The sequence below is a fragment of the Paraburkholderia sp. BR10882 genome (genome assembly GCF_040948855.1).
GTDB classification, from domain to species: Bacteria; Pseudomonadota; Gammaproteobacteria; order Burkholderiales; family Burkholderiaceae; genus Paraburkholderia; species Paraburkholderia nodosa_A.
This window is the reverse complement of the sequence record NZ_JBFPKP010000005.1, coordinates 300,430-320,085: the sequence shown is the minus strand read 5'-3', so window position 1 is coordinate 320,085 and position 19,656 is coordinate 300,430. Positions and strand designations below refer to the sequence as shown.

Below are 19,656 nucleotides of genomic sequence, written 5' to 3'. Positions count from 1 at the left end.
GTCACAGACTGCCCTGCCGCTTCCCCGCTGGAAGCGAGGATATCTTACGCCAGCGGACCACAAGAGATGTCATATAACATGGTGTTCGGCGCGCAACGATCCGGTATCGTGGCGGATCACTTCAGGCTGCCCAGATACTTCGCATTCCTTCCGAATTTCTCCGAAACACTCGGTGCCGGACCGAGGCGTTCCTTCACGGTGCGAAGTGGCCGGCCTTCTCCCCCAATCCACGCACTAATCTATTTCCTGTTTCGATCAGCATTCGTCATATGTTTCCTTCGCAACGAACCTAATACCATGATTAAGCTGAATAAATCGGCATACGCGAGGTCGAATCAATCACACGAAAATGACGCCGGAATGACCAATAAACTTTCAATTTCCTTTTTATTTAACGAAACTGAAACGGTGTTTTATCGCCATCAATGCGATCGTGTCATGTTTTCCATCTAACATCTGTCGCGACGTTTTCACGCAGCCTAGCCTGGAGAACAGTATGGATCTGGCAAGAATCCGCCGCGATGCATTCGCGATGCCCATGCACAACCCCGCGTACCCGCGGCCGCCGTTTCGCTTCGTCAACCGCGAATATTTCATCATCACGTACGAGACCGATCCCGATGCGCTGCGCGCCATCGTGCCGGAGCCGCTGAAGCCGGAAAACAATCTCGTTCATTACGAATTCATCCGCATGCCCGACTCGTCGGGATTTGGCGATTACACGGAAAGCGGCCAGGTGATTTCCGTACGCGATCCGCAAGGCCGCCTCGCGAATTACACGCATTCGATGTATCTCGACGACGAAGGCCCGATTGCCGGCGGTCGTGAAATCTGGGGCTTCCCGAAGAAACTCGCGCGCCCCGTGCTCGCCGTCGATGGCAACGACACGCTGCTCGGCACGCTCGATTACGGCACGCAGCGCATCGCGACCGGCACGATGGGCTACAAGCACCACGTGCTCAACAGCGAAGACGAGCGCCGCAAGCTCGCCGACACGCCCAACTATCTCCTCAAGATCATTCCGCATGTGGACGGCACGGCGCGCATCTGCGAACTCGTGCGCTTCTATCTGCGCGACGTGACGGTGCGCGGCGCATGGAGCGGCCCGGCCGCGATCGAGCTGCATCCGCACGCGCTCGCTCCCGTTGCCGATCTGCCGGTGCGCCGCGTGGTGGGTGCACGCCACGTCATTGCGGATCTCACGCTCGATATCGGCGAGGTCGCCTTCGACTATCTCGCCGCGACGTCGAGCCAGGACGCCGCCCTGGGCGAACCCGAAGTCGAGCTCGCCTGATCTGTTTATCTATCGCTTTTTAGTAAGGAATACATATGTCGTTGAAAGACAAGGTTGCAGTCATCACGGGCGCCGCAAGCGGTATTGGCGAACATTGCGCGCGCACGTTCGCGAGCCAGGGTGCGGCGGTCGTGATCGCCGACCTCAATCTCGCGAACGCCGGCAAGGTGGCGGACAGCATCGTGGCAGCGGGCGGCAAGGCCCTCGCCGTGGCGATGGATGTCACCAACGAAGAAGCCGTGAATGCCGGGATCGACGAAGCAGCGAAAGCCTTCGGCGGGATCGACGTGCTCGTGTCGAACGCGGGCATCCAGATCATCAGCCCGGTAGACGAGTTCCCGTTTGCCGACTGGAAGAAGATGCTCGCGATCCATCTCGACGGCGCGTTTCTCACCACCAAGGCCGCGCTCAAGCATATGTACGGCAGCGGCAAAGGCGGCTCGATCGTCTACATGGGTTCGGTGCATTCGCACGAGGCGTCGAAGCTCAAGGCGGCCTATGTCACGGCGAAGCATGGTTTGCTCGGCCTTGCCCGCGTCGTGGCGAAGGAAGGCGGTCCGCGCGGCGTGCGCGCCAACGTGGTGTGCCCGGGTTTCGTGCGTACGCCGCTCGTCGACAAGCAAATTCCCGAGCAGGCCAGGGCGCTCGGCATTTCGGAAGCCGACGTCGTCAAGAACGTGATGCTCAAGGATACCGTGGACGGCGAGTTCACCTCGCTCGACGACGTGGCCAACACGGTCGCGTTCCTCGCGGGCTTCGGGTCGCAGGCGCTGACGGGCCAGTCGGTGCTCGTCACGCACGGCTGGTCGATGCACTGAACAACCAACGAAAAAAAGGGAGAACGTATGCGCAGCAGCAATCTAACCGCCCGCAGGGAGCGCAAGCCGTTTGAGCTGCCGCGCTACGACGAAATCGCCCTTGTTTTGCAGGGCGGCGGCGCGCTCGGGTCCTATCAGGCCGGCGTGTTCGAAGGGCTCGCGCAGGCCGGCGTCGAACCGCATCGCATTGCGGGCGTGTCGATCGGCGCGCTCAACACGGCGATTATTGCGGGCAACGAACCCGCGCGGCGCGTCGAAGCGCTGCGTGGGTTCTGGGAGTCGATCTGCCATCCGCTCGACTGGTTCGGCAACCTCGGCGCGCTCGCCATGCCGATGTTCAGCCAGCAGGATTTTTCGCGCCGCTGGGCCAGCATGTGGGCCGCGGGTCGCGCGCTCACTGAAGGCCAGCCCGGCTTTTTCGCGCCGCGCCGCCCGCTGCCCGTCGCGGGCTGGCAGAAGGCGACACCGAATGCGGTGAGCTACTACGACACGGCCGCACTGAAGTCGACGCTGCAACGCTTCGCCGATTTCGACCGTATCAACGACGGCCCGATCCGCGTGTCCGTGGGCGCAGTGAACGTGCGCAGCGGTAATCTCGTCTATTTCGACAACGCCAAAATGCGGCTCGAGCCGGAGCACTTCATGGCATCGGGCGCGCTGCCGCCGGGTTTTCCGGCCGTGGAAATCGACGGCGAGTATTACTGGGACGGCGGCCTCGTGTCGAACACACCGCTCACGGAGGTGCTGCGTGACGCCGACCACAAGGACACGCTCGTATTCCAGGTCGATCTATGGAGCGCGAGCGGCAACGTACCCGCCGATTTCCTGGACGTGGCCGAACGCGCCAAGGACATTCAATATTCGAGCCGCACGCGCGCCATCACCAACATGCTTGCCGATCGGCAAAAGCACGCGCGCTTTATCAAGGAACTCCTCGAGCACGTACCCGCCGAGGCGCGGCGCAACGATCCCCTCTTTCGGCTCGCCGACCAGGTGGCCGATGGGTCGTCGATCAACGTGGTCCATCTGATCTACAAGAACAAGCCTTACGAAGGGCATTACAAGGACTACGAATTCAGTGCCGACACCATGCAAGAGCACTGGTCGAGTGGCGTCGAAGACATTCGCGCGTCGTTTGCGCATCCCGACTGGTTCGCGATCCCGAGCCGGGAGCAAGGCTTCGTCACGCACGATATCCACCGGCGCGCGGGCGAAGTGCCCGAATCGGATCGCGCCGAGCTGAGCGCGGGCGCCTCGGGACAGGTAGATCTGACTCGCAAGGTCGCGTAGACGCAGCGCAAGAGCCGACCCGGCGTCGGGCCCGTGCTTGAGGGTTTTCCTTGACGCCGGGCCGGCAACATCGCCAATGGTTGACCGACGGAGGACGTGCTAGGCTCCCTTCAAACAACTTCGGAGACTGCGATGCCGTTCATCTGCGAAAACGTTGAATGCCGTGCCGTGCTGGCTCGCGGTCAGGTCAGAGCCAGTCACGAGGACGACGGGTGGTGCTTCTACTGCCCGGACTGCAACGCCCGGAACGAGTTGAAGGATGTCGGCATACCCGGCGGTCCCGTCCAGTTGGTTCAACCGGAACGATCCGGCCCCCCGCACAGGATCATCGCGACGGCTCGCCCCCTCGAGGACGGCGGGTACGCAGCGCAATTGCGCGTGCAGAGGGCGCTCGCGATAAAAGGCACCTACGCGGTCGAGGAACGCTGGGAGCAACTCGGCGTGTTCCCGAACGCGCACGAGGCCGTAGCGCATGCGAATACCTTCGCGTCCGAACTGCTGAAGGCCTGATCGCAGGCACCCGCAGGATCGATTACCCGGACCGAAAGCCTCAACGCGAAGCCATCGTGCCGACCGGATGGGCTTTCGGCACGACCACGTCGTCTTCCGCTTCGAGCGGCGCCTGCAAATCCCGTTCGTCCAGTTCCCCCGATGCCGCTCTGCCGAGTTTCGCGGTCATCGGCACCTCGTATTCGACGACGTCCGATTTCGAGCCGGAAAGAGGGCTGAAGCGTCATCTCCGCGCATTAGCTCGATTGCAAACGTTCGCAATTCACTTCCGCGGCTGTATGGCTGCCGCCGCAATAGCCGCTCCAGCGAACGCGCACGCGGCGGACACAACGGCGACGGCACGCAGCGCGTCTAGCATGGCCTCCGCTTGCGCACGCGCCACCAACGTTGCGTGCGGCGTGCCAGCGCCGTCCGATGCGGGCCTATCTTGTCCGTCCGGCTCCAGCAGTTGTCCGATCTGGCGTGCGTCCACCGTCACGTGCGATGCGTCGAGGCGCGCGGTTAGCGCGGCGTGATGCGACCACACGAACACGATGCCGAGCACCGCTACCGCCAGCAGGCTCGCCACGCGCGCAACGGCGTTGTTGATGCCGGAGGCGACGCCGGTGCGCTCGCTCGACACCGCGCCCATCACGGTCGTGGTGAGCGGCGCGACGGTGACCGTCATGCCGAGGCCGAGCACCGCGAGCGCAGGGAAGAATCCGGTCCAGTAGCTGTCGTGCACGAGCGGCAGCGCCAATAGCGTGAACCCGAGCCCGGCGACGCCCGGGCCAACGGTCAACAGCGCGCGCGAGCCAAAGCGGCTCGTCAGTCCACCGGTGAAGCGCGACAGCAAACCGATGATGACGGGCACCGGCAACAGCGCCGCGCCGGCTTCGGTCGCGGTAAAACCATGCGCGCGGATCAACGTGAACGGCAGGAAGAAGAACGCGCCGCCGAGCCCGAAGTAAACCAGCAGTGTGACGAGATTCGCGCCCGTGAAGTCGCGCGAACGGAACACATCGAGCGGCATCATGGGATTGGCGCTGCGCGCTTCGATCATCACGAACGCGGCGAGCACGAGCACACCGGCGCCGATTGCAACCAGCACGAACGGATGCTGGAAGCCTCGCGCCGACGCCTGGGTCAGCCCGAAAGTCAGACTGGCGAGGCCTGCCGCCGCGGCCAGCGCGCCCGGCCAGTCGAGTTGCCCGGGCGCATCGAGCCTTTGGCTGTTGGGCACCGATGACATGGCGAGCGCGATCGTGAGCGCGGCGAGCGGGACATTCAGGAAGAAGATCGCGCGCCAGGAAAATGCATCGACGAGCCAGCCGCCCGCCACGGGCCCCACCGCCGACGTGATCGCGCCGACGCCCGCCCAGGTGCCGATCGCCCGGCCACGCGCTTCGCCGTCGAACACCGCGCCGATGATCGCGAGGCTGCCGGGTACGAGCAGCGCCGCGCCGATGCCCTGAACCGCGCGTGCGGCGATCAGCGCAGCCGCATTCGGCGCGAGGCCACAGGCCGCCGACGCCAGCGTAAACAGCGCAATGCCCGCGATGAACACCGTGCGGCGGCCAAGCTTGTCCCCCATCGACCCGCCGACCAGCACGAGGGAGCCGAGAAACAGCAGATACGCGTTGACGACCCATTGGATCGCCGCGACGCTCGCACCGAGTTCGCTCTGAATGGACGGCAGTGCGACGTTGACGACCGAGCCGTCGATGAACGCCATGCTCGACCCCAGGATCGTCGCCGCGAGCGCGAGACGCTTGCGCCGGCACGGACGGTCGACTGAGGTGGGCTGCGCGCAGATCACGAGCGCGTCGCACGGGCTCGCCTGCGCGGCGACGACATGCGCGCCCTGCGGCTCGCTTGCAACAAGATCCGGGTTGGCCAAGTTCGCTCCCGTCAGGATCGTTGATGACTAGAGTCTGTTGATGCCAGCGGCGCGAGTCAACCCGGGCGAGCGCATGGGCGTCGGCCGCGGATCACCGTGCGAACGCGATCCAGTTCAGGCTGGTATACATCGGTCTGCCGGCCACCGCGCTGCGCCGTCCCTCATTTCGCCACACGCACGTGCGGGACCGCGCGAATGGCCTGGATCCTTCATGACGCGCAATTACCCATCCCGCATGCCGCGTTGCCCGCCGTTAGCCCATGTGTTGGCCAATCTGTCGGCCCTCCTCGCTGCCGCGCTGCTCTGCGGCTGCGCGATGGTGCGCGTGAACTCGCTCGGCCCGCAGCAGTACTTTGCCATGCGTCGCGGAGACATTCTCTCGACCGGCCAGCTGAGCGCGGCGACACAGGCCACGTTGCGGGTCGCGGCCCTCGACGAAAGTTCGTGCCAGAGCGCGCCGCAAGCGTGTATCGATACGATCGCAACTGTCGGCGGACTCAGTATCGGACAGCGCCTCGCCTGCCTCGCCGAGTTATCGCTGCAGATGGCGCTCGAGCAGACGCCGCCTGCCGGCACCCCCTGGACCGACACTCAATTCGATTCGTGGCTCAAGACAGCGCGATACGCGTACGCGTTTCTGTTCCTCGGCCAGCGCACGGCTGGCGAACGGGCCTTCGAGGACCGCCAGACGCAGGTTCGCGACTACTATAACTATGCGGTCCAGGAGCTTGCCGGCGCGCTGTTTCTGCGCGGCACCGCTGAAACGACCAACGGCCATCGCGATCCGGCAAATCAATTCATCGCAGGCTGGACCATTCATATCGACCTGAGAGAGGTCCGGCTGCCCGAGGGCGTACGCGAACTCAGCGAAGTCATTCCCGCCACGGGCCTGTCGTTCGCGGGACTCCACAATACCTATCGCCGTGACGGCCTCGGCGCGGATCTGGTTGCGGTCACACAGCCCGCCCAGCCCGACCCGGATAGCGCCACGACCAACAGCGCAGCGACAACGGCTGAGGACGATGCGAATGCGAACGCAGGCTCAACCTTCTGGTTCGCGCCCGGCTCGCGTCCGTTCAATGAAATGCCTTCACCGAACGTCACCGCACTGCTGCTGTTTGGCAATGGCACGCTCGAGCAGCTGCTCGCTTCGCACGAGGTGGTGTTCTCCGCCTACGATCCGTTTCGCGTAAAAAGCGTAGAGATCAATGGCGAGACCGTGCCGCTCGCGGCCAACTTCAGCGCGGGCTATGGCATCTGGCTCGCCCGCTCCGGCTTTGCCAGGCAGTCCTTGCGTTCGCTGCTCGGCCGCACGAGGGGCATCGATCGTCCGCGCATTTACATGATGCAACCGTTCGATCCGGACCGGCGCATCGTCCTGATGCTGCACGGCCTGGCCAGCAGCCCCGAGGCATGGGTCAACGTCGCCAACGACATTCAGGGCGACGACATGCTGCGCCAGCATTTTCAGGTCTGGCAGGTCTATTACCCGACCAACGTGCCCATTCTCGTGAACCTTGCGAGGATAAGGCAGGCGGTGCAACTGACGCTCGCGCATTTCGATCCCGCAGGCAAGCTGCCGGCTTCGAACGGCATGGTGCTGATCGGGCACAGCATGGGCGGCGTCCTCGCGCGATTGCTCGTCTCTTCCTCCGACGACGTTCTGTGGGTAACCGTCCAGAACAAGTACCTGCCCGAAGGGGTCGACATCATCCGCGAGGATGAGCGACTCAATCGCCTGCTGCGCTTTACGCCGATGCCGCAGGTCGAGCGCGCGATCTTCATCGCCACGCCACACCGCGGTACGCCGTTCGCAAGCAATCGCCTGTCTCGCTGGGTTGCAAACCTCGTGCGCTTGCCGATTGCGCTGCTGAAGGAGATCGACGAGATGCTGCAGAGCGCCACTAATGCGGATAGCACCCAGCGCGCGGGAAAGACCATTATGGTTCCCAACAGCATCGAGCAGCTGCGCGAGACCGATCCGATCATCCAGTCGATTTCACGCCTGCCGATCAGCCCCGATGTGTGCTTTCACTCGATCATTGCGCGACGCCGCGAGACGGGCCCGCTCGAAGATTCCGATGACGGGGTCGTCCCCTATCGCAGCGCGCATCTCGACGGCGCTCTCTCCGAAAAAGTGATCGTTTCGGGGCACAGCGTTCAGGAAACCCCCGAGGCGATTTTTGAAATCCGGCGCATTCTGCACGAGGATATCGAGGTGTTCGATAACCAGGGCGCACATGAAGGCGCTTGCGGCAGGCCCGTCGCGGTACATGAGACGACGCAGTGAATGGCGCCCTGATCTAGTCCGCCGCCATGCGCTTTCGCGCGCTCATAAAAGGGCCGGTCGGCTGGCGTGCCGGCGCAAAGCGATCGAAGCCCACGGGGCCGGGCATGTCGATATAAACCGCCTCCATTCCCTGACGGCTATAGCTTTCATGCCAGAAGCCCGCGCCGCCGCTGTCGCGCAGAAACTCGCCCCACCAGCGCGAATGCGGCGCGCTGCGGGTAAACGCTTCGAGGCTTTCGAGGTCGCGCCAATACTGGCGGATACCGACATGGTTGAGGGCGAACAGGAACTGCTCGCTGGAGAGCAATCCGTCTGGCGGATTCAAATCGATTTGCCGCAAGCCTTTGCCGATGCCGAACAACGTCGCGATCCCCCGCATCCGGCGCACGCGAAAGCCCAGGATGATGACAACGAGATTCGGGTACGTGCTGAGGTCGACGGACCTGCGGGTAACAGAGGCTTGCATGGCGGCTCCCGTTTGTTTACGCTGTAAGCATAGTCCCGATTGATTACAGTGTAAACAACAAATGAGCGATTCGAATTTGTCCCTCCGCGACCGTCTGGTCGATTGCGCGCTGGCCTTGCTCGAAAAGGGCGAAAGCGACGTCAGCCTGCGTGCCGTGGCGCGGGCCGCAGGCGTCTCGGCGATGGCGCCCTATCGCCATTTCGAGGACAAGGCGGCGCTGATGGGCGCCGTCGCGCTCAAGGGCTTTGCCATGCTCGAGGCAGGCGCCGCGCGCGCCAACGAGGCCCACGACGCGCGCGAAGCGCTCGAGGCGCAGGGCGTGGCCTACGTTGGCTTCGCCCGCGCGCATCCTGCACTGTTCCGGCTGATGTTCGCGGACGGGGCAGGACTCGCCTTGCCCCATGAGGATTGCCGGGGCGCCTATACGCTGATGGCACGCAACGTGGCGGAGCTCGCGCCGCATTGCGTCGAGGCGGGGGTGCTCGCCTGCTGGGGGCTGGTTCACGGTCTGGCGACGCTTGCGCTCGACGGAAGAATTCCGGCCGATCCGGCCGGTGAGCGTGCGGCGATCGCGCTGATAACCCACGCGCTCAAGGCCGCGCCGCCCGCCCTCGCCGGTTCCTGAGGCGGCATTTGCAGCACGCGCATTCCCTCTCGCGCGTACGATTGCCGGCAACGCGATGACGACGAGAGAGGAGCCATGGCGACAGCGGAATCCACGAGCGGCGTGCAGCAGTCCGGCCCCAAAGTCGCGCTTGCCCTGCAAGGCGGCGGCTCGCATGGCGCCTTCACGTGGGGCGTGCTCGATCGATTGCTGGAATCGACATCGCAAGGCACGCCGTTCAGTGTCGAGGCGATCAGCGGCGCGAGCGCGGGCGGAATCAACGCGACGCTCTGCGCGGCGGGCCTGGCCAGCGGGGGAGTCACGCAAGCGCGCGAGAAACTGCGCACTTTCTGGGAAGCGGTGTCGCGCGCCGGGGAGCGGGCCGGCAATGCGCTCTTCGGCTTTTCCGAGCCGGGGCCGTTTGGCGGCTGGAATATCGACTGGAGTCCTGGCGCCATCTTCTCGGAGATCGTGGGACTCGTCGCTTCGCCTTACAACAATCCCTTCTATCGTGATCCGCTCGGCCCGGTGATCCGCTCCTCGCTCACGGAAACGGATCTCTCCACGCTCAACGCGAAGAACGGGAGCCCGCAGGTTTTCATCTGCGCGACGAACGTGCGAACCAACGAGCGCACCCTCTTTACGCAACCCGAAATTTCCGTCGACGTGCTGCGCGCTTCCGCATGCCTGCCAAGCGAATTCCGCACCGTGAACCTCCACGGCGTACCGTACTGGGACGGCGGCTATCTGGGCAATCCGCCTTTGGCGCCGTTGATCGCCCATGCCCAGGACCTGATCCTGATCCTCGTGAAGCCGTTCAGGCGCCACGACATGCCGCCGAAAAATGCGCGCGGCATTCTGAACCGGCTCAACGAAATCGGTTTCAATGCTTCCGTGGTGCTGGAGATCAACGCGATCGAAGCCGTCAACCGCGTGCTCGACTCGGTTGGCGAGGAAGCCGCTAGCCAAAGCCGCTTCAAGACCGTCCGGTTTCACCTGATTCGCGACGACGACTTTCTCGCGCAGTTCGGCTTCGTCTCCAAGAGCAGCACGTCCTGGTCGCTGTTCAAAACGCTGTTCGATCGTGGACGCGAGGTGGCGGACGTGTGGCTCAAAAAAAACTACGCGAATCTCGGGCAAACGTCTTCGCTCGACGTCAAGGCTGCGCTGCTCGATCCGACGCTCAAGCAGGTCAGCGGATCGCACACGCAGTAAAGCGCCTGGCGTAACACTGTAGGTGAAAGGAACGAAATCAGGTGAACACGGAATTTGCCCGACTTCCCGTCTACTTCTATGGCTACGACGACATAGAGACCTTTTGCCTGTCCAAAAGACAGCAACTGGTTCGGGAAAACATCGGTTTGATACTCGGCATCTTGCGCGGAGGCGCCATACCGGCCCTGATGCTTTCGCAGATGTTGGGCCTGCCCGTCGACTTCGTACACTACGATCGTGGGGAAGCGAAAGCTGAAATCAACAACAAGAAAGTGTTTGATCTTGTCGATGCCTGCGTCAAGGAAGGCAAGAGAATCCTGCTGGTGGACGATGTTGCCGGCGTTGGATATACGCTGGCCAACTGCTACGAGTATTTGCTTTCGTTTGTTAAAGACGAGTCTTTGATCAAAGTGCTGACGCTGGTGCACCACGTCGATAGTCGAACGGATGCGGACCACTACAAAGATTGCTCTTCGGTGCGCGCAGTATTGCCATGGGAGCGGTATGTCACCAGCCGCCAATGCCTCGATGATTTCGTGAAGGAAGAAGCGGCGCTACTGGAAGATCAACGCTACAAGAAGACGTTGGCCATCGACGATCTCGCCTACCCGTTGAACCTGAAACAGGAATGGAAGGTGGATTGCCACGTGGAATTCAAGGGCGATCAACACTCGCTATTGGATACCATCCAGGCCGTCGGGCCAGAGGAGATCTACTGCAACAACGAATTTCTGATAGGCCTCATTCTGAGTAAATTTCCGTTTTCCATTGTGTATAAAACAATTAACAACAAGCGATACAGAATCAGCGCTTTTGATTAGCGGTTGCACACGGAGGTGCACATGTGCTCTATCCCCTACGACCCATCACGCGACGCGCTCAACTCACCGCAGCTCAGGCCTACAGTGTTCACTGCCGGTAGCAACTACGAAATCGACGGGCTGTGCGCGGAGTTCGCGCGGCTTGCCTATATACGCTACGAACAAGGCGGCGCTGAACTTCAGCGGCTCGAACAAGCGCTCGCCCTCGTGGGTTTCGAAAGCGCTGTTCCCTTCAACAATGCCGATGACGACACGCATGGCTTCGGCGCCGTGAGGCGCTCCGATGGCCTCGCCGTGCTCGCGTTCCGGGGAACGGAACCGCAGTCACTCACCGATATCGCAACAGACCTGGAAATCAGCATGACAAAGTGGACGGAAAGCGCCGGTCAGGTTCATGCTGGATTTGCAGGCGCCGCCCGCGGCTTGCGCGAAGCAGTCGGCAACTGGTTGAACGAGACCGCGCCGACGAGAAGACAGCTCATCTTGACAGGTCATAGCCTCGGTGCGGCCATCGCGACGCTCTTTGCCAGCCTTTGCACGCCCAACGCCCTCGTGACATTCGGTTCGCCACGCGTAGGCGACGCGACGTTTGTCGCCACCCTTGGCCCGGTCGGCATCAGGCGCTATGTCGACTGCTGCGATCTCGTCACCGACTTGCCACCGCCCATTGGAGGATACGTTCACGCGGGAGTGTCGAACTACATCACGCACGAAGGCAAAGTGGCTCCGCACGCCGACGATGCTTTCGTGCAAGCGGACCGCGCCGCCGCCCGGGAGGACTATCTGCTCCAATACGCGTGGCGCATCGGTGACGTCATGGTGCGTGACCTCGCGGATCACGCCCCGATCAACTACGTGAGAAGTCTGGTCCCCTGAAACGGCACGCTGCCGTCGATCAGACTAACCGAGCCCTCTCGCCTAACTGGCCGCATCCCCCTCCCGATGCACCGGCTGCGTCTCCTTCAAGCTCTTCGCAAGCCGCGACGCCTGCAGATAGCCGGGATTCGCAGGCCGCTTCAGGTAACGCCCGGCACCGCGCCGCGCCCGCAGATCGCCGTTGGCCCACACGAGTTCGCCCTGCGAGACCGTATGCGTGGGGACGCCCCGCACCGTCATGCCTTCGAAGACGTTGAAGTCGACGTTCTGATGATGGGTCTTCACCGAGATCGTGCGCGTGGCCTGCGGGTCCCACACGACGAGGTCGGCATCGGCGCCGACAGCCACCGTGCCCTTGCGCGGATACAGATTGAAGATCTGCGCGGCGTTCGTGGAGGTCACCCGCACGAACTCGTTCGGCGTGAGCCGGCCCGTGTTCACGCCCTGATCCCACAGCACGGCCATGCGATCCTCCACGCCGCCGCATCCGTTCGGAATCCTCGTGAAATCGTTGCGGCCCATTGCCTTCTGCGAAGCACAGAACACGCAGTGGTCGGTCGCCGTGGTGTGCAGCAGCCCGCCTTGCAGCCCGCGCCAGAGCGCGTCGCGATGTTCTTTCGTGCGGAACGGCGGGCTCATCACATGGGCGGCGGCGCGCGTCCAGTCCGGGTCGCGATACACGGACTCGTCGATCACCAGATGGCCGGCGAGCACCTCGCCGAACACGCGTTGCCCTTCGCTGCGCGCGCGGGCAATGGCTTCGAGCGCGTCTTTCGCCGAGACATGCACGATGTACACCGGTACGCCCAGCACCTGCGCAATGCGAATTGCGCGGTTCGCCGCCTCGCCTTCGACTTCGGGCGGCCTTGAGAGCGGATGCGCCTCGGGTCCCGTGAAGCCACGCGCGAGCAGTTGCCGCTGCAACTGAAAGACGAGCTCGCCATTCTCGGCATGCACAGTAGGCAGCGCGCCCAGTTCGAGCGAACGCGCAAAGCTGTTCACGAGGATCTCATCGTCGGCCATGATGGCGTTCTTGTACGCCATGAAGTGCTTGAAGCTCGACACGCCGTGTTCGTTCACGAGCAGGCCCATGTCGCGATGCACGCTGTCGTCCCACCACGTGACCGCCACGTGGAAGCCATAGTCGGCGGCGGCTTTTTCGGCCCAGCCGCGCCACTCGCGAAACGCATCCATGAGCGGCTGCTTCGGGTTGGGAATCACGAAATCGATGATCGACGTCGTGCCGCCCGCGAGGCCCGCCGCCGTGCCCGTGTAGAAGTCGTCGCTCGCCGTCGTGCCCATGAACGGCAGCTCCATGTGCGTATGCGGGTCGATGCCGCCCGGCATCACATACTGGCCGCCTGCGTCGACCACGGTCGCGCCCGTGGGCGCGTCGAGGTTTTCGCCCACGGTCTGGATCACGCCGTTTTCGCAGAGCACGTCCGCCCGCCAGCTCTTGTCCGCATTGACGACGGTGCCGCCTCGAATCAGGATCGCCATGATGCCCAGTCTCCTTCAGTTGAACGAATTCACGCTGCCACGACTCACGCGCTCGCCACGCTCGGTCGCCGGCTCTTGCCGAGCTTCATCATCACGCCGTAGACGAGCGCCGCAATCGCGAGCCCCACGAACCACGCATAGGTGTAAATGCTTTTGAACGCGTCGGGCACGGACGGAAACACACTCGGAAATGCGGTGTTGAGAAAGCCCGGCAGATTGGGCAGCACACCCAGGACCAGCGCGATGACGGCCGCCATATTCCAGCCGTTCGAGTAGGCGTATTCGCCGTTCTCTTCGAATAGCTCAGCCGTATTCAGGCGCGTGCCGCGAACGAGGAAGTAATCGACGATGAGAATGCCCGCCACGGGTCCGAGCAGCGCCGAATAGCCAACGAGCCAGGTGAAAATGTAGCCCTGAGTGGTGGCGAGAATCTTCCACGGCATCATCACGATGGCAATACCCGCGGTGATGAGCCCACCCGCCTTGTACGAGATGGCCTTCGGCCAGAGGCTCGAAAAATCATAAGCAGGACCGACGAGATTCGCGGCGAGATTGCAGCACATCGTGTCGAGCGTGAGGATGACGAGCGCGATGCCCACGCCCACGCCTTCCATGCGGCTCGTGAGATCGATGGGGTCCCAGATCGCCTTACCGTAGATCACCACCGTGGCCGAAGTCACGACGACCGAGACCACCGAAAGCAGCGCCATCGGAATGGGCAGACCGATGGCCTGCCCGACGAACTGGTCCTTTTGCGTTTTCGCGAAGCGCGTGAAGTCGGGAATGTTGAGCGCGAGCGTGGCCCAGAAGCCCACCATGGCCGTGAGGCTCGGCCAGAACGTCGCCCAGAAGAGACCTGCCTTCTTGCCGCCAGCGGCAAACTGGGAAGGCTGCGAGAGCATCGAACCCACGCCGCCCGCCTTCGAGCAGGCCCACCACACGAGCACCACGCACATCACGACCTTGATGGGCGCGGACCAGCTTTCGAGCCAGCGGATCGAGTCGGTGCCGTGCAGGATGAAATAGAGTTGCAGCACCCAGAACACGAGGAAGCACGCGCCCTGGCCGATCGAGATGCCGAGAAACGGCAGCGCGTCGCCCACCAGTGCGTTGTGCGTGAGGATATTGGCGAGCGTATAGATGGCACTGCCACCGAGCCACGACTGGATACCGTACCAGCCGCACGCCACGATGGCGCGCAGCATGGCGGGCAGCTTCGCGCCTTGCGTGCCGAACGAGGAACGCACCAGCACCGCGTAGGGGATGCCGTATTTCGTGCCTGCGTGGCCGATCAGCAGCATCGGCACGAGCACGATGAGATTGCCGAGCAGCACCGTGAGCACGGACTGCCATGGCGACATGCCCTGCTCGGTGAGTCCGGCCGCGAGCATGTACGAGGCGATGTTCATCACCATGCCCACCCAGAGCGCCCCGAAGTGATACCAGCGCCACGTGCGCTGCGCTGCGCCGGTTGGCGCGAGATCGTCGTTGTATAACTCGCTTTCGGCGCGGCGCGCGCTGGCGTCGCCTGTCAATGGCTGACTCATGGTTGCAGTTCTCCGTGACTTGTCGTTGGTCTGGTTCGGTTCAGTTCTGTTTCAATGGGTCAGGCGGCTTTCGGATCGGCCACGCGCGCCGGGTTGTTGGGATGCGTGGTCCAGTTCGCGTAGCGGCCCGAGTCGACGCGCTCCATCGTGATGCATTGGTCGACCGGGCAGACGTGCATGCATAAATTGCACCCGACGCAGTTGGCGTCGACCACCTCGAAGTGACGCTTGCCGTCGCGCATTGCGGTGATGGCCTGATGCGAGGTGTCCTCGCAGGCGATATGGCAGAGACCGCACTGGATGCAGCGGTCCTGATCGATGCGCGCCTTGATGTCGTAGTTCAGGTTCAGGTACTGCCAGTCGGTGACGTTGGGCACGGCGCGGCCGCGAATGGCGTCGAGATTCGCGTAGCCCTTGTCGTCCATCCAGTTGGAGAGGCCGTCGATCATATCGCTGACGATTCGGAATCCGTAGTGCATCGCGGCGGTGCAAACCTGCACGCTCCCCGCGCCCAGAACGATGAATTCGGCGGCGTCGCGCCAGTCGGAAATGCCGCCGATGCCGGAGATGGGCAAGCCGTGCGTTTGCGGGTCGCGCGCGATTTCCGCGACCATGTGCAGCGCAATGGGCTTCGCCGCGGGGCCGCAGTAGCCGCCGTGCGTGCCTTTTCCATCCACAGTCGGCAGCGGCGCCATCACGTCGAGATCGACACCCACGATCGAGTTGATCGTATTGATGAGCGAGACGCCGTCCGCGCCGCCCTTCATCGCCGCGCGCGCGCCGTGGCGTATGTCGGTCACGTTGGGCGTGAGTTTCACGAGGCAAGGCAGGCGCGTGCCCTCCTTCACCCAGCGCGTGACCATTTCGATGTATTCGGGCACCTGCCCCACGGCCGCGCCCATGCCGCGCTCGCTCATGCCATGCGGGCAGCCGAAATTGAGCTCCACCGCATCGGCGCCGGTATCTTCCACCTGCGGCAAGATCCACTTCCAGTCCTGCTCGGTGCACGGCACCATCAGCGAGACGATGAGCGCCCGGTCTGGCCAGTCGCGTTTCACCTGCGCGATTTCCTTAAGGTTCACGTCGAGCGGGCGGTCGGTAATGAGCTCGATGTTGTTCAACCCCGCAATGCGCTGGCCGCGCCACGTGGTGGCGCCATAGCGCGAGCTCACGTTCACCACGTGCGGGTCGAGCCCGAGTGTCTTCCAGACCACGCCGCCCCAACCCGCCTCGAAGGCGCGGTTGACGTTATAGGCCTTGTCGGTCGGCGGCGCGGAGGCGAGCCAGAATGGGTTCGGCGATTCAATGCCGGCAATCGTGCAGCCCAGGTCGGCCATGATGCGACTCCTTCGTATTGTCTGGATTCGGTGTGTCGTTCGGCTGGATCGAACTGCGTAGTTCAAGCGGCTCTGGCGGACTGATTCGCGAGATAGCGGTCGATTGCACGCGCGGCGAGCTTGCCGTCCTGCACGGCCTGCACGGTGAGATCGGTTGCGCCATGGCCCGCACAGTCGCCGCCCGCGAAGACGCCTTCGATGGAGGTCGCACCGTCTGCATCCACGGCAATACGCGCGCCGCCTGCAGTAAGTTGCAGGGCGTCGAGGCCAACCAGGCCTTCGGGCAAGAGCTTTTGGCCAATGGCTTTCAGGACCATGTCGGCTTCCACACGCACGATTTCGCCGGTGCCGCGCAACGCGCCGCCCGCATCGAGCGCCGTGCGCTCGAACTCCACAGCCTGCACGCGGGTGTCGCCAGTGATGCGCAGCGGCTTCATCCATTCGACCAGCACCACACCCTGTGCGCGTGCGAATTCCTGCTCGGCCCAGGTGGCGCTCATCTGCGCCGCGCCGCGGCGATACGCAAGCATCACTTGCTCCGCGCCCAGCTTGCGGCTTTGCACAGCGGCGTCGATGGCCGTATTACCGCCGCCGATCACCACCACCTTGCGGCCCACCGCAAGCGTGGAAAGATCGTCGGCTTCGCGCAGGCGTGCGATAAATTCCACAGCGTCGCGCACGCCGTCGAGCGCTTCGCCTTCACTGGCAAGCGCTTGCGTGCCGCCGAGTCCCACGCCGATGAACACGGCGTCATACGCGGCTCGCAATTCCGTAAGCGTGATGTCGCGGCCAAGCCGCTGGCCCTGACGTATTTCGATCCCACCGATGGAAAGCAGCCATTGCACCTCGCGCTGCGCGAAATCGTCGACGACCTTGTACGCCGCGATGCCGTATTCGTTGAGGCCGCCCGGCTTCTCGCCCGCGTCGAACACGCTCACGCGATGCCCCGCGAGCGCAAGCGTATGCGCGCAGGCGAGCCCCGCCGGTCCGGCCCCGACCACGGCAACGCGCCGTCCCGTCTCACTCGCGCGTTTGAAGAGCGGCGGCGCACCAGCGGCTTCGCGCGCCATCTGAAAGTCGGTGGCATGGCGCTGAAGAGCGCCGATCCTAACCGGTTCGCCATCCTGATGATTCCGGACGCACGCGCCTTCGCAGAGAATTTCGGTCGGGCACACGCGCGCGCACGTGCCACCCAGAGGATTCGCGCTCAATATGTCGCGCGCCGCGCCCTTGAGATTGCCGTTGCCGATCTTGCGGATAAAGCCCGGAATGTCGATGCCGGTCGGACAAGCCGCAACGCAGGGCGCGTCGTAACAATAGTGGCAGCGGTCGGCGGCAATGACGGCTGCGTTGGGCGAGAGCGGCGGCGCGACGTCGGCAAAGTTGCAGCCGAGTTGTTCGGCCGTGAGGCGGCCAGGCGCGATGCCGTCGGCGGCATTCGAGTTGGGCTGGGACATCCGGATGCTCCTTGCGCGGCAAAACACGGGTCCGCCGGCTGTGCATGGCTCGCGCAGCCGGTACGTGGGGAAAGCGTGAAAGAGCGCGGCTCTCAGGCCGCTTGCGTCGGCGTCAACGGCGTCAGCCGGGTTCGCTCGCGCGTTCGAGCATGGCGTGCAACAGCACGTTCGCGCCCGCCTCGATCCATTCGATCGTCGCGTCCTCGACCTCGTTGTGACTGATGCCGTCGATGCATGGCACGAACACCATCGAAGTCGGCGCGACCGTCGCGAGATAGCACGCGTCGTGGCCCGCGCCCGAAACGATCTCGCGGTTCGAGTACCCAAAGCGCTCCGCCGCCGCGCGCACGGAGTTCACGCAGGCCTTGTCGAACGGCACCGGCGCGTAATAGAAAATCTGCTCGAGCTGCGTTTCGAGCTTGCCTTGTTCTGCAATCCTTTCGATTCCTTCGCGCAGCTCGGCGTCCATCTGCGCGAGCACGTCGTCCTGGGGATGGCGGAAATCGATGGTAAAGAACACGCGGCCCGGAATTACGTTGCGCGAATTCGGATGCACCTGCATCATGCCGACCGTCGCGCAGGCCAGCGGCGCGTGGCGCAGGCCAATTTCGTTCACGAGTTGCACGACACGCGAGGCGCCCAGCAGTGCGTCGCGGCGGCGCGGCATGGGCGTCGGACCCGCGTGCGCCTCCTGCCCCGTGAGCACGACCTCGTACCAGCGCTGGCCCTGCGCGTCCGTGACGACGCCGATCGTTTTATTTTCGGCTTCGAGTATCGGCCCCTGTTCGATATGCAGTTCGAACGCCGCGTGTATCTTGCGGCCGCCGCACGGCAGTTCACCTGCATAGCCGATGCGCTGCAGCTCCTCGCCGATGGTCTTGCCATCGATATCCTTGCGTGAGAGGCCGTAGTCGAGCGTAAAGACGCCCGCGAACACGCCGGAGGCGACCATGGCCGGCGCGAAACGCGAGCCTTCCTCGTTGGTCCAGATCACGGTTTCGACGGGGCGCTCGGTTTGAATGCCGTGATCGTTGAGCGAGCGGATTACCTCGAGGCCGCCCAGCACGCCGTAGATGCCGTCGAAGCGCCCGCCCGTGGGCTGGGAGTCGGCGTGCGAACCGGTCATCACCGGCGGCAGGTCGTTGTTGCGCCCCGCCCGGCGCATGAACACGTTGCCCATCTGGTCGACGCTCACCGTGCAGCCGGCCTCTTTCGCCCATTGGACGATGAGATCGCGCCCTGTCTTGTCGAGATCGGTGAGCGCGAGACGGCACACGCCGCCCTTGGGCGTGGCACCGATTTTCGCCATCTCCATCAGGCTGTCCCACAAACGCTGGCCGTTCACGTGAATCGCGGTCGTCAGCGCGGCTTCGCTTACTGCGTTCATGCGTGTCCTCCTGTCCGTGTTCGTCAAACGTGCATTCTTGCCACCTTCTGGGGCGAGAAGCGCCATGGCGGTGCACGCTCGATTGGCGCATCGCGACTCCCAAAACCTCGCCCCGCGAATCCTGTCCGATTGGACAGGTTGTAGACGATAAACTTCGCGAATTCAATGCGGTGTTACCAGCGAGAAGCGTGCCATCGATGCTGCAGTGCGCGAAAAACGCGCCAGCACTCCGCGCGTTTTCCCCGAGAGCGGTGAATGCACGAGGCGCTTACATCGTGACTACAATGAAGCCGACATGGGCGCGGCAGCCGTGCGCCGCCTCTTCCCTACTGAACGGACTGACCATCATGCGCGACGACGAACCC

The 19,656-nt window shown here is 63.6% G+C and carries 17 protein-coding genes; 9 read left to right on the top strand and 8 right to left on the bottom strand.

The window, feature by feature from the left end; translation table 11 throughout:
• The first annotated feature begins 496 nt into the window (after window positions 1-496).
• The 4 genes from AB3X99_RS16230 (at window position 497) to AB3X99_RS16215 (ending at window position 3,912) form a co-directional block, all read left to right on the top strand.
• Window positions 497-1,294: an acetoacetate decarboxylase gene (locus AB3X99_RS16230; protein ID WP_069262144.1), complete on the top strand. Its 798-nt coding sequence runs from the start codon at window positions 497-499 to the stop codon at window positions 1,292-1,294.
• A 35-nt stretch (window positions 1,295-1,329) separates the two neighbouring features.
• Complete coding sequence (locus tag AB3X99_RS16225) at window positions 1,330-2,112, top strand: 3-hydroxybutyrate dehydrogenase (RefSeq protein ID WP_028204627.1); 783 nt, start codon at window positions 1,330-1,332, stop codon at window positions 2,110-2,112.
• Between the two features lie 27 nt (window positions 2,113-2,139).
• Window positions 2,140-3,402 (top strand): DUF3734 domain-containing protein, encoded by a 1,263-nt coding sequence (locus AB3X99_RS16220; RefSeq protein ID WP_368617498.1) that lies wholly within the window; start codon window positions 2,140-2,142, stop codon window positions 3,400-3,402.
• Between the two features lie 132 nt (window positions 3,403-3,534).
• Window positions 3,535-3,912, top strand: a complete 378-nt coding sequence (locus AB3X99_RS16215) for a hypothetical protein (RefSeq protein ID WP_368617497.1) — start codon at window positions 3,535-3,537, stop codon at window positions 3,910-3,912.
• Between the two features lie 40 nt (window positions 3,913-3,952).
• Here the strand turns inward: AB3X99_RS16215 and AB3X99_RS16210 are convergent, their stop codons facing one another.
• Together AB3X99_RS16210 and AB3X99_RS16205 are read right to left on the bottom strand one after the other, a co-directional pair.
• The gene (locus AB3X99_RS16210) at window positions 3,953-4,081 is read right to left on the bottom strand and encodes a hypothetical protein (protein ID WP_368617496.1); all 129 of its coding nucleotides are present in this window, start codon (window positions 4,079-4,081) and stop codon (window positions 3,953-3,955) included.
• Window positions 4,082-4,174: 93 nt separating this feature from the next.
• Window positions 4,175-5,791 (bottom strand): MFS transporter, encoded by a 1,617-nt coding sequence (locus tag AB3X99_RS16205; protein WP_368617495.1) that lies wholly within the window; start codon window positions 5,789-5,791, stop codon window positions 4,175-4,177.
• Between the two features lie 211 nt (window positions 5,792-6,002).
• Between AB3X99_RS16205 and AB3X99_RS16200 the strand changes: the two genes are divergently transcribed.
• A complete protein-coding gene (locus tag AB3X99_RS16200) occupies window positions 6,003-8,081 on the top strand; it encodes an esterase/lipase family protein (protein WP_368617494.1) in 2,079 nt (692 codons plus the stop codon).
• Window positions 8,082-8,094: 13 nt separating this feature from the next.
• Here AB3X99_RS16200 and AB3X99_RS16195 read toward each other — a convergent pair whose 3' ends face one another.
• Window positions 8,095-8,547: a DUF4188 domain-containing protein gene (locus tag AB3X99_RS16195; protein WP_069262148.1), complete on the bottom strand. Its 453-nt coding sequence runs from the start codon at window positions 8,545-8,547 to the stop codon at window positions 8,095-8,097.
• Window positions 8,548-8,608: 61 nt separating this feature from the next.
• Between AB3X99_RS16195 and AB3X99_RS16190 the strand changes: the two genes are divergently transcribed.
• From AB3X99_RS16190 to AB3X99_RS16175, 4 genes are all read left to right on the top strand, one after another.
• Window positions 8,609-9,172: a TetR/AcrR family transcriptional regulator gene (locus tag AB3X99_RS16190; protein WP_368617493.1), complete on the top strand. Its 564-nt coding sequence runs from the start codon at window positions 8,609-8,611 to the stop codon at window positions 9,170-9,172.
• A gap of 75 nt (window positions 9,173-9,247) precedes the next feature.
• Window positions 9,248-10,366 (top strand): patatin-like phospholipase family protein, encoded by a 1,119-nt coding sequence (locus AB3X99_RS16185; protein ID WP_368617492.1) that lies wholly within the window; start codon window positions 9,248-9,250, stop codon window positions 10,364-10,366.
• A 41-nt stretch (window positions 10,367-10,407) separates the two neighbouring features.
• The gene (locus AB3X99_RS16180) at window positions 10,408-11,187 is read left to right on the top strand and encodes a phosphoribosyltransferase (protein WP_368617491.1); all 780 of its coding nucleotides are present in this window, start codon (window positions 10,408-10,410) and stop codon (window positions 11,185-11,187) included.
• Between the two features lie 21 nt (window positions 11,188-11,208).
• Complete coding sequence (locus AB3X99_RS16175; protein ID WP_368617490.1) at window positions 11,209-12,063, top strand: lipase family protein; 855 nt, start codon at window positions 11,209-11,211, stop codon at window positions 12,061-12,063.
• Between the two features lie 42 nt (window positions 12,064-12,105).
• On the opposite strand, the gene hydA is transcribed toward AB3X99_RS16175, so the two are convergent.
• The 5 genes from hydA to AB3X99_RS16150 all read right to left on the bottom strand — a co-directional run bounded on the left by hydA (window position 12,106) and on the right by AB3X99_RS16150 (window position 19,291).
• Window positions 12,106-13,563 carry a dihydropyrimidinase gene (hydA, locus tag AB3X99_RS16170; RefSeq protein ID WP_368617489.1) on the bottom strand — a complete coding sequence of 486 codons (1,458 nt, stop codon included), beginning with the start codon at window positions 13,561-13,563 and terminating at the stop codon, window positions 12,106-12,108.
• A 44-nt stretch (window positions 13,564-13,607) separates the two neighbouring features.
• A complete protein-coding gene (locus tag AB3X99_RS16165) occupies window positions 13,608-15,110 on the bottom strand; it encodes an NCS1 family nucleobase:cation symporter-1 (protein ID WP_069262154.1) in 1,503 nt (500 codons plus the stop codon).
• A gap of 59 nt (window positions 15,111-15,169) precedes the next feature.
• Window positions 15,170-16,447 carry an NAD-dependent dihydropyrimidine dehydrogenase subunit PreA gene (preA, locus tag AB3X99_RS16160; protein ID WP_368603189.1) on the bottom strand — a complete coding sequence of 426 codons (1,278 nt, stop codon included), beginning with the start codon at window positions 16,445-16,447 and terminating at the stop codon, window positions 15,170-15,172.
• 62 nt (window positions 16,448-16,509) lie between these two features.
• Window positions 16,510-17,904: an NAD(P)-dependent oxidoreductase gene (locus AB3X99_RS16155; protein ID WP_368617488.1), complete on the bottom strand. Its 1,395-nt coding sequence runs from the start codon at window positions 17,902-17,904 to the stop codon at window positions 16,510-16,512.
• 121 nt (window positions 17,905-18,025) lie between these two features.
• On the bottom strand, window positions 18,026-19,291 hold the full coding sequence (locus tag AB3X99_RS16150; protein WP_069262157.1) for a Zn-dependent hydrolase: 1,266 nt from the start codon (window positions 19,289-19,291) through the stop codon (window positions 18,026-18,028).
• Window positions 19,292-19,656 lie beyond the last annotated feature (365 nt).

Excerpts from the sequence above, each read along its gene's own strand:
- AB3X99_RS16230 (WP_069262144.1), top strand. The coding sequence starts at position 497 with ATGGATCTGGCAAGAATCCGCCGCGATGCATTCGCGATGCCCATGCAC.
- AB3X99_RS16225 (WP_028204627.1), top strand. The coding sequence starts at position 1,330 with ATGTCGTTGAAAGACAAGGTTGCAGTCATCACGGGCGCCGCAAGCGGT.
- AB3X99_RS16220 (WP_368617498.1), top strand. The coding sequence starts at position 2,140 with ATGCGCAGCAGCAATCTAACCGCCCGCAGGGAGCGCAAGCCGTTTGAG.
- AB3X99_RS16215 (WP_368617497.1), top strand. The coding sequence starts at position 3,535 with ATGCCGTTCATCTGCGAAAACGTTGAATGCCGTGCCGTGCTGGCTCGC.
- AB3X99_RS16210 (WP_368617496.1), bottom strand. The coding sequence starts at position 4,081 with ATGACCGCGAAACTCGGCAGAGCGGCATCGGGGGAACTGGACGAACGG.
- AB3X99_RS16200 (WP_368617494.1), top strand. The coding sequence starts at position 6,003 with ATGACGCGCAATTACCCATCCCGCATGCCGCGTTGCCCGCCGTTAGCC.
- AB3X99_RS16195 (WP_069262148.1), bottom strand. The coding sequence starts at position 8,547 with ATGCAAGCCTCTGTTACCCGCAGGTCCGTCGACCTCAGCACGTACCCG.
- AB3X99_RS16190 (WP_368617493.1), top strand. The coding sequence starts at position 8,609 with ATGAGCGATTCGAATTTGTCCCTCCGCGACCGTCTGGTCGATTGCGCG.
- AB3X99_RS16185 (WP_368617492.1), top strand. The coding sequence starts at position 9,248 with ATGGCGACAGCGGAATCCACGAGCGGCGTGCAGCAGTCCGGCCCCAAA.
- AB3X99_RS16175 (WP_368617490.1), top strand. The coding sequence starts at position 11,209 with ATGTGCTCTATCCCCTACGACCCATCACGCGACGCGCTCAACTCACCG.
- hydA (WP_368617489.1), bottom strand. The coding sequence starts at position 13,563 with ATGGCGATCCTGATTCGAGGCGGCACCGTCGTCAATGCGGACAAGAGC.
- AB3X99_RS16165 (WP_069262154.1), bottom strand. The coding sequence starts at position 15,110 with ATGAGTCAGCCATTGACAGGCGACGCCAGCGCGCGCCGCGCCGAAAGC.
- preA (WP_368603189.1), bottom strand. The coding sequence starts at position 16,447 with ATGGCCGACCTGGGCTGCACGATTGCCGGCATTGAATCGCCGAACCCA.
- AB3X99_RS16155 (WP_368617488.1), bottom strand. The coding sequence starts at position 17,904 with ATGTCCCAGCCCAACTCGAATGCCGCCGACGGCATCGCGCCTGGCCGC.
- AB3X99_RS16150 (WP_069262157.1), bottom strand. The coding sequence starts at position 19,291 with ATGAACGCAGTAAGCGAAGCCGCGCTGACGACCGCGATTCACGTGAAC.